Annotated in this window: 4 protein-coding genes; all 4 read left to right on the forward strand. The window is 42.8% G+C overall.

Annotated elements, in window-relative coordinates:
* On the forward strand, positions 1-282 hold a 282-nt coding region (locus V2I46_00295), incomplete at its 5' end, for a hypothetical protein (GenBank protein ID MEE4175924.1).
* Positions 283-533: 251 nt separating this feature from the next.
* Positions 534-827: a GIY-YIG nuclease family protein gene (locus V2I46_00300; protein MEE4175925.1), complete on the forward strand. Its 294-nt coding sequence runs from the start codon at positions 534-536 to the stop codon at positions 825-827.
* Between the two features lie 63 nt (positions 828-890).
* Positions 891-2,045: a hypothetical protein gene (locus tag V2I46_00305; GenBank protein MEE4175926.1), complete on the forward strand. Its 1,155-nt coding sequence runs from the start codon at positions 891-893 to the stop codon at positions 2,043-2,045.
* On the forward strand, positions 2,042-2,335 hold a 294-nt coding region (locus V2I46_00310; GenBank protein ID MEE4175927.1), incomplete at its 3' end, for a hypothetical protein. The genes V2I46_00305 and V2I46_00310, both read left to right, overlap by 4 nt.

Below are 2,335 nucleotides of genomic sequence, written 5' to 3' on the forward strand. Positions count from 1 at the left end.
AAGCTCCCCAAAGAGCAGATCGAAGTCTTTTGTGGGGGTACAGTAGCCCAAATTGATGACTTCAATACCCTGACGATTTACGGAGATAAAGTCAAAAAGATCAAATTCAAAGGACAGGATAAAGGCCACCAGTCAGAAATAAAAACTTTTTTTGACAGCATCACCAAAGGAACTCCCTGTCCCATACCATTCAATGAAAGTTATCTGAGTACCATGGCCACTTTTAAGGTCTTACAAAGCATCAGGGAGAACAGGAAAATAATAATTTCCGTTAAACTCTGAGGAGCGCAGCGACGTAGGAGTCTCCCATGACCAGCGTTTAACTCAGAGCGACGAAGGAGCGTAGGAGTCTCAAACGAGCAATTATCCTGAATATAAACTTTAATACCCGTATGTACCAAACAATAGATTCCTACGGCACGCTCGACCACAAGCTTCCCGAGGGTGCCTCTGAATTAAACGTGTTTCTTTATCCGTTTAACTCAGAGCGACGAAGGAGCGTAGGAGTCTCTTCTAATATTTGAAACTACAGATTGGAAAGAGGCGGATATGCATACATTATGACAAACAGGTCTAACAGTGTTTTGTACACTGGTTCAACTTCTGATCTTTATAATAGGGTTCAAGAACATGTAAGTAAAATATATCCTAAGTCCTTTACTGCAAGATACAATATCAATAAGCTAGTCTATTTTGAAATCTTTGAATTTGTTGATGAGGCTATTGCAAGAGAAGGACAAATTAAGAAAATGTCAAGAAGTAAAAAGATAGAACTCATTGAAAGAAATAATCCCAATTGGTCAGACTTAGAAAATGAACTCGATTAAACAAAATCGGGGATTGTTACGGTCACTTCGTTCCCTCACAATTAAACGGGGTTTTCTAATTATATGATCCAACAATCATTCAACAAACTGGAAGCCTACATCCGCAGGGAGAATTATAAAGGCTACGATCCCTACGACACCCTCAACTCGTGGAAACCTTTTCATTGGTTCGGGAAATGGGGACCGGTTTTGGCCATCCAGTTCCAGAATAGGAATCCTGTGAATGTGCGTCCCCTCATTGGCATTAAAAAGGAGATCAACCCCAAAGCCTACGGCTTATTCCTGCAAGCCTATGCCATGCTGTATAAGAAAACCAATGACCCGGCATACCTGGATCAGGCAGCCTATTTTTTCAACTGGCTTAAAGACAACTACTCCAAAGGCTACTGTGGCAAGGGTTGGGGATACAACTTCCCCTGGGCCAGCCGGGAGAAATACCTCGATAAATATGTCCCTTCATCTGTAGTTACCGGCTTTGTTGCCAGGGGGCTGTATGAATATTACCAGCTTACAAAAAGTGATGAGGTTTTTGAACTGCTCAATGAAGCTGGCAATTATGTTTTGACAGAATTGCCCGTTACCAGCTTCGATGAAGGGGTATGTTTCAGTTATACACCCATTGCCACCGACCTGTGTTACAATGCCAGCCTGTTGGCTGCGGAAACCCTGGCACGAGTTCATGCCATCAAACCCGATAAGGAATTAAAGAATATCGCCATAGAGGCAGTCAACTGGGTCATCTCACGACAGAAAGAAGATGGCCGGTGGAACTACAGCGTCGACATGAAGACCAGCAAAGAACGGGAGCAGATCGATTTTCACCAGGGCTATGTGCTGGAAAGCATTTTTGAAATTAAAAAGCTATTGCAGCTTGAAAACCCCACATGGGATCAGGCGATCAAAAAAGGACTGGAATTTTATCACGATCATCAATTCTTCCCCGATGGCAGATCCTTGTGGCGCTATCCGAAAACATACCCGGTAGAGATCCACAACCAAAGCCAGGGCATCATCACCTTCAGCAAATTAGCAGGTGATAGCGAAGCATATCCATCTTTTTCCAACGCGATTGCTGAATGGACGATTCAAAATATGCAGGGGAAAGATGGGCATTTTTACTACCAGAATCACAAATATTATAAGAACAAGATCTCTTATATGCGTTGGAGCCAGGCATGGATGTTTCTGGCTTTAACCAACTTATTGACTGCTGAATGAAAATCCTTTTTCACCTGGGTCACCCGGCCCATTTTCATTTGTTTAAAATCGTGATCGGCAATTTAAAAAACTCCGGGCACCAGATTTTTATATTGATCAAAAAAAAGGATGTGCTGGAGGACCTGCTGGAACAAGAGCATATGGACTATTTCAACATTTTACCGGAAGGAAGAAAGGATTCCATGATAGGCATGGCCATGGGCCAGATCAAGCAGGATCTGAGGATGTGGAAGTTTGTTAAAAAACATAAGCCTGACCTTTTGGTAGGCACTTCGGTGGCGATAAGCCAT

It is taken from the genome of Bacteroides sp. (assembly GCA_036351255.1).
Taxonomy (GTDB): Bacteria; Bacteroidota; Bacteroidia; order Bacteroidales; family UBA7960; genus UBA7960.

Bases quoted from the DNA above. Each gene is read 5' to 3' on its own strand.
- V2I46_00305 (MEE4175926.1), top strand. From the start codon at position 891: ATGATCCAACAATCATTCAACAAACTGGAAGCCTACATCCGCAGGGAG.